Annotated in this window: 5 protein-coding genes and 1 pseudogene; 2 read left to right on the forward strand and 4 right to left on the reverse strand. The window is 69.9% G+C overall.

What is annotated here, in order from left to right:
* The 3 genes from IE287_RS37330 to IE287_RS37340 all read right to left on the reverse strand — a co-directional run.
* The coding region (locus IE287_RS37330; RefSeq protein WP_189853875.1) for an ABC transporter substrate-binding protein at positions 1-812 on the reverse strand (812 nt) is incomplete at its 3' end.
* Between the two features lie 91 nt (positions 813-903).
* Positions 904-1,887 (reverse strand): carbohydrate ABC transporter permease, encoded by a 984-nt coding sequence (locus IE287_RS37335; RefSeq protein ID WP_189853876.1) that lies wholly within the window; start codon positions 1,885-1,887, stop codon positions 904-906.
* A 3-nt stretch (positions 1,888-1,890) separates the two neighbouring features.
* Positions 1,891-2,817 (reverse strand): carbohydrate ABC transporter permease, encoded by a 927-nt coding sequence (locus IE287_RS37340; RefSeq protein WP_189853877.1) that lies wholly within the window; start codon positions 2,815-2,817, stop codon positions 1,891-1,893.
* 309 nt (positions 2,818-3,126) lie between these two features.
* Between IE287_RS37340 and IE287_RS37345 the strand changes: the two genes are divergently transcribed.
* Entirely contained in the window at positions 3,127-4,122 is a 996-nt protein-coding gene (locus tag IE287_RS37345; protein ID WP_189853878.1) for a LacI family DNA-binding transcriptional regulator, read from the forward strand.
* Positions 4,123-4,182: 60 nt separating this feature from the next.
* Here the strand turns inward: IE287_RS37345 and IE287_RS37350 are convergent, their stop codons facing one another.
* Complete coding sequence (locus IE287_RS37350; RefSeq protein WP_189853879.1) at positions 4,183-5,178, reverse strand: LacI family DNA-binding transcriptional regulator; 996 nt, start codon at positions 5,176-5,178, stop codon at positions 4,183-4,185.
* A 420-nt stretch (positions 5,179-5,598) separates the two neighbouring features.
* On the opposite strand from IE287_RS37350, the pseudogene IE287_RS38985 reads away from it, so the two are divergent.
* Positions 5,599-6,335, forward strand: a pseudogene (locus IE287_RS38985) (family 43 glycosylhydrolase); the annotation flags it as partial.

Consider the following 6,335-nt stretch of genomic DNA (forward strand, 5'->3'; position numbering starts at 1 on the left):
TCGGCCAGGCCCTTGTACCAGGCGTCGCTCCAGGAGCTGATGGGTGCGACGAGCTTCTCGTCGAGGAGCTTCTGCCAGGTGGCGGTGTACTTCCTCGTGCCCTCGTCGCCGAAATTCACGGTGACGTTCGTGCCGTCGGTCTTGTACGGGCGGCCCCCGGCCTGCCAGATGAGGCTGGTGGTGGCGCCGGCGTCGCCGGTGTCGTTGGTGATGAAGATCTTCGGGTCGGCCTTGTGGAGGGTCCGTGCCGCCTCCACGTACTCGTCCCAGGTGGTCGGCACCTTGACGCCGTGCTTGTCGAAGACCTTCTTGTTGTAGAAGAACGCCATCGGGCCCGAGTCCATCGGCAGGGCGTAGATCGCCTTGTCCTCGGACACCGCGTTCCACGGGCCGGGCGTGAAGCTCGTGCCGTACTTCGCGGCGCCGTAGGAGGAGAGGTCCTCGACGGTCTTGCCGATGGCGAACTGGCCGAGGGCGTAGTACTCGATCTGGGCGACGTCGGGTGCGCCGGAGCCGGCGGCGATGGCGTTCTGGAGGGCGGTGTACTGCTTGTCTCCGGTGCCGGCGTTGACGAGTTCGACGTCGACCTTGGGGTACTTCTTCTCGAAGTCCGCGGCGACCTTCTTGAGGGTGGGTTCCCAGGCCCACACCGTCACCTTGCCGCCCTTCTCCAGCGCGGCGGCGACGTCCTTCGGGGCGCCGCCGCCGGCGCCGGTGTCCGAGTCGTCGGAGCCGCAGGCCGTGGCGGTCAGCGAGAGCGTGGCGAGCACGGCGAGGGCGCCGAGCAGTCTGCGGGATGTGTGGGTACGCATGGAAGGTGCTCCTGGTCGGTGGTGCGGGTGGGACGGACTTCCGGGTGGGGAGGGGCGTGCGGGTGAGGGGTGGATCGGTGGGAAGGGGCGGTCATTCCTTGACGCTGCCGGCGGCCAGGCCGGACTGCCAGTACCGCTGGAGCAGCAGGAAGACGGCCACGATCGGGACGATCGTCAGCAGGGAACCGGTGACGATCAGGTCGAAGACGGCCTCACCGCCGGCCGTCTGCGCCTGCGCGTTCCAGGCGTTGAGGCCGAGGGTCAGCGGGTACCAGTCGGGGTCCTTGATCATGATCAGCGGCAGGAAGTAGTTGTTCCAGGTCGCGACCATGGAGAACAGGAGCACGGTGACGGTGCCCGGCACGAGGAGCGGCAGCGCGATCGTGAAAAAGGTGCGCAGCTCGCCGGAGCCGTCGATGCGTGCGGCCTCCAGGAGTTCGGTGGGGACGGCCTCGGCGGCGAAGACCCACATGAGGTAGAGCCCGAAGGGGGAGATCAGCGAGGGGATGATGACGGCCCACGGGGTGTTCGTCAGACCCATGTTGCTGAACATCAGGAAGGTGGGCACCGCGAGCGCCGTGCCGGGTACGGCCACGGCTCCGATGACGACCGCGAAGACCGCCTTGCGGCCGGGGAAGTCGTACTTCGCGAGGGCGTAGCCGCCGAGGACGGCGAGGACCGTCGCACCGCCCGCGCCGGCGGCGACGTACAGCAGCGTGTTGAGCAGCCAGCGGACGAAGACGCCGTCGTCGTAGGTGACCGTGCGGGTGATGTTGTCCCACAGGTTGAAGTCGTCCGCGAACCACAGCCCGAAGGAGTCGAGCAGTCCCCGCTGGCTCTTGGTGGCGTTGATGACCAGCCAGGCGAGCGGGAGCAGGGTGTAGACGAGGACCAGGCCGGTGAGGAGGGTCAGCGGGACGCTGCGCCGGGGGTTGAGCGGCGTGTGCGGGAGCCGCTTGCGGTCGCGGAGCGTGGCGGGGCGGGCGCGGTGCGGGGCGGCCGGGGCCCCGCCGGCCTGGGGCTCCGGGGGAGTGGGGGTGGGCTCGGCGGCCGCGGTGGTCATGGAGGTGGTCATGGCTCAGCCCTTCCGCATGCCGCGCAGCTGGACCGCGTAGGCGATGATCGCGGTGATCACGCCCATCACGATCGCCACGGTCGCCGCGTAGTTGTGCTGCTGCCCCGAGAACGACAGCGAGTACGTGTAGAGGTTGGGGGTCAGGTCGTTGGTGATGGCGTTGGGGGCGAGCTTCTGCAGGATGCTCGGCTCGTTGAAGAGCTGGAAGCTGCCGATGATCGAGAAGATCGTGGCGATGACCAGGGCGCTGCGGATGGCCGGCAGCTTGACCGAGGCCACGATCCGCCACTCCCCGGCGCCGTCGATCGCCGCCGCCTCGTAGAGCGAGCGGGGGACGACCTTGAGGGCGGAGTAGAAGATCAGCATGTTGTAACCGACGAACTCCCAGGTGACGATGTTGCCGATGGAGGCGAGGACCAGGGAGGGGGAGAGCGGGTTGGGGAGGCTGACGCCGAGCGCCTCGTTGATGTTGCCGACCAGGCCGAACTGGTCGCCGTACATGAAGCCCCAGATGAGGCTGGCGACGACGGCGGGCACGGCGTACGGGAGGAAGATCGAGACACGGAAGAAGGTCTTGCCGTAGAGGCGGCCGCTGTCGATCGCGAGGGCGGCGAGGAGCGCGATGCCCAGCATGATCGGCACCTGCACCAGCAGGAAGAGGCCGACGCGCGTCAGGCCGTCCCAGAAGCGGGGGTCCGTCAGCGCCTCGCCGTAGTTGTCCAGGCCGACGAAGGAGGTCCCGCCGATGAGCCGGTCCTGGAAGAGGCTCAGGTACCCGGCGTAGCCGATCGGTGCGAGGAAGACGAGGCCGAAGACCGCGACGAACGGGCCGGCGAACCCCCAGCCCACGAGGGCCTCCTTGCGGAGGCGGAAGCGGGCTCGTGGGCGGGGCGGTGGTGCTGCCGTAGCGCGCGTCGACAGAAGCGTCATGGCGTGGTCCTAGCGTCGGTGACCGGTCGGTCCGGAAGACGGGAGCGAGGTATGGGGCCTGAGGCGTGGCGGCCTGAGGCACAGGGGCGGCCTGTGGCCGAGAACCGGCCCTGCTGGAGGGCTGGCCGACGAGAAATGTTTACGTAATCATCGGTAGCGTGATGGTGACATTCCCGCAGGGGGGCGTCAAGCACGAAGTGGCAGCGAATGAGAGGGAATCGGGTGACCGAAAAGAACGTGACCGGCCGACCGGCGGCGGCCGCGAACGACGGCAGGCGGGGGGCGCGTACCAGACAGCGCCGTGTTTCCATGGCGGACGTCGCCCAGCTGGCGGGCGTGTCCTCGCAGACGGTGTCACGCGTCTCCAACGGTGACGCGGCCGTCGTCGAGGCCACCCGGAAGCGGGTCCTCGACGCGATGAAGGAGCTGGGATACCGTCCCAACAGCGCGGCCCGCGCCCTCAAGCGGGGTGACTTCCGGGCCATCGGCGTCATCACGATGGGGCTCACCAGTACCGGCAACGTCCGGACCCTGGACGCCATAGCGGCCTCGGCGTCCCGCGCGGGCTACGCGGTCACGCTCATCCCGCTCGACGCGCCCACGCAGGACAACGTCAAGGGGGCGTTCACCCGCCTCGACGAGCTGGCGGTCGACGCCGTCGTGCTGATCATGGAGGTGCACCTGCTCGACGCCGCCGCCCTCACCCTGCCGCCGCACGTCAAGGTGGTCGTGGTCGACTCCGACGCCACCGACTTCCCGGTGGTGGACACGGACCAGCGGCAGGGCGCCCGCGCCGCCGTCCGGCACCTCCTCGGCCTCGGCCACGACACCGTCTGGCACGTCGCGGGACCCGAGGAGTCCTTCGCCGCGGGCCGCCGCGCCGAGGCGTGGGAGGAGACGCTGCGTGCCGAAGGGCGCACGGTGCCACCCGTGCTGCGCGGGGACTGGACCCCCGAATCGGGATACGAGGCCGGTCTGAGGCTCGCCGACGAGCCCGGGTGCACGGCGGTCTTCGTGGCCAACGACCAGATGGCCCTCGGGCTGCTGCGGGCCTTCCACGACCGCGGGGTGCGCGTCCCCGAGGACGTCAGCGTCGTCGGCTTCGACGACATCCCCGAGGCGGCGTCCTTCATCCCGCCGCTGACCACGGTCCACCAGGACTTCGCGCAGGTCGGCGAGTGGTGCGTCGACGCGGTCCTGCGGGAGCTGGCGGGCGAGACGGTCACGGGGGTGCGCCTCGTGCCGACCACCCTGGTGGAACGGCGCAGCACGGCGTCCCCCGCCGCGCGCGGACGGGAGAGCTGACGCCGCGCTTTCGCGGCCGCACGGGGGAGGGGCCGGGCCCCGGCGCGTCCGACTGCGGCTTCAGGCCGGGGCGCCCGGCCGCGGCGGAGCCGTGCTCGAACGCACCACGAGGACGGGTTCCACCGCCCTGCGCCGCGGCCCGTCCGTACGGCCCTCGATCTGGTCGAGCAGCAGCGCCACGCAGTGCTTGCCGACCACCTCGAAGTCCTGGTGCACGGTCGTCAGCGGCGGAACGAGGTACGCGGCCTCGGCGATGTCGTCGAAACCCGCCACGCTGACGTCGCCGGGCACGCTCCTGCCCGCCTCGTGCAGAGCGCGCATCAGGCCCATCGCCATCTGGTCGTTCGCGGCGAAGACGGCCGTGACCTCCGGCCGGTGGGCGAGGTCGAGCCCGGCCCGGTAACCGGACCGCGCCGACCAGTCCCCGTACACCACGGGCGGTACGGGCGCGCCCGCGTCCGTGAGGGTCCGCCGCCAGGACTCGGCGCGGCGGCGCGCGGCGAACGAGTCGGCCGGGCCGGCGAGGTGCCAGACCGTACGGTGACCGAGGCCGAGCAGGTGGGACACCACGCTCTGGGAGCCGTGCGCCTGGTCGAAGTCGACGTGCGGGTACTCGTGGCCGGTGTCGCCGTCGGCGACCACCACCGGCATCGACGGCGGGAGGCGCAGCGACGGGGTGTCGAGCATCTGCGACTCGACCAGCACGATGCCGTCGACGGACTGCAGCATCAGGTGCTGGAAGGCGTGGCGCACGGCGGCCTCGGTCTGGGCCCGTACGCCCATGAAGTTCACCGAGAAGTCGGCCTCGCGGGCGGCGTCGGCGATCGCGCCGAGCGTGCGGGCGTTGCCGTGCGCGCCGACGTCGAAGCTGATGACGCCCAGTGCCCCGAAACGGCCGGTGACCAGCGCGCGGGCCGCCGTGTTGGGGCGGTAGCCGAGCGTCTGCATGGCGGAGAGCACCTTCTCGCGGGTCGCGGAGTCGACGTTCTGCCGGTTGTTCGCCACCCGGGACACCGTCTGCGAGGAGACGCCGGCCAGGGTGGCGACATCCGCCATGGACGGCCACTGGCGGGCCGGCCGTGAGCGGGGTGACCGAGTCCTGTTGTCCGTCGCCATGCACGCGACCTTCCGTCGAGAAGACACCGGAGACCTCCCACATGGAGGAACCTTCAATATGTTGACGTAAACATACCGACCGGTCAATCTTCGGCCGCTCTTGTCCGAATCCTTGACAGCCTTCGCGGCCCCTCTCAAACTCTCGTCCCAAGCGTTCGTGTTTACGCGAACATTACGGAACGACACCTTCGTGTAACGCGGTGGCCGTCTTCCGCGGGCGACCGCCGGACACCCGGCGGCCGCCTTCCGGCTCCGCCGGCGCTCTCCCCTAGCCGCAAGCACCCCCGTAGTGGAGGTGCGCCCCTGCCTGCCCCAACCGCCACACCCGACAATCCCCCTCACAGCACGAGGTACGCGATCATGCGACGCACATCCTCGGGGACGGCCACGGTGCTCACCGCGCTCTGTGCCGTTCTCCTCTCCCTCCTCGGTGCCGCCGGCACCGCCCAGGCGGCATCGGTGACCATCACCAACGCCACCCGGTTCACCGACCCGAACGGCAACCCCGTGCACGCGCACGGCGGCGGTGTCGTCAAGGTGGGCTCGTACTACTACTGGTTCGGCGAGGACCGCCACGCCGACAACAGCTTCCGGTATGTCTCCGCCTACCGCTCCACCGACCTGAAGACGTGGGAGTTCCGCAACCACGTGCTGACCGAGGCCACCCACCCCGAGCTGGTGGGTGCGAACATCGAGCGGCCGAAGGTCATCCACAACGCCGCGACCGGAAAGTTCGTGATGTGGATGCACAAGGAGGGCAGCGCGACCGACTACTCCGAGGCGCGCGCGGCCGTGGCCGTCTCGGACACCGTCGACGGCGACTACACCTGGCAAGGCAGCTTCCGTCCGCTGGGCCACATGTCCCGGGACATCACCACGTTCGTCGACACCGACGGCACCGGCTACATGATCTCCGCCGCCAACGAGAACGCCGACCTGCACGTCTACCGCCTGACCCCGGACTACACCGCCATCGACGCCCAGGTGAACAAGCTCTGGGCCGGGCAGTGGCGCGAGGCGCCCGCGATGTTCAAGCGCAACGGCGTCTACTTCCTGCTCACCTCGGGTGCCACGGGCTGGTCCCCCAACCAGCAGAA

The organism is Streptomyces omiyaensis (genome assembly GCF_014650895.1).
GTDB lineage: Bacteria > Actinomycetota > Actinomycetes > Streptomycetales > Streptomycetaceae > Streptomyces > Streptomyces omiyaensis.

Excerpts from the sequence above, each read along its gene's own strand:
- IE287_RS37340 (WP_189853877.1), bottom strand. The coding sequence starts at position 2,817 with ATGACGCTTCTGTCGACGCGCGCTACGGCAGCACCACCGCCCCGCCCA.
- IE287_RS37345 (WP_189853878.1), top strand. The coding sequence starts at position 3,127 with ATGGCGGACGTCGCCCAGCTGGCGGGCGTGTCCTCGCAGACGGTGTCA.
- IE287_RS37350 (WP_189853879.1), bottom strand. The coding sequence starts at position 5,178 with ATGGCGGATGTCGCCACCCTGGCCGGCGTCTCCTCGCAGACGGTGTCC.
- IE287_RS37335 (WP_189853876.1), bottom strand. The coding sequence starts at position 1,887 with ATGACCACCTCCATGACCACCGCGGCCGCCGAGCCCACCCCCACTCCC.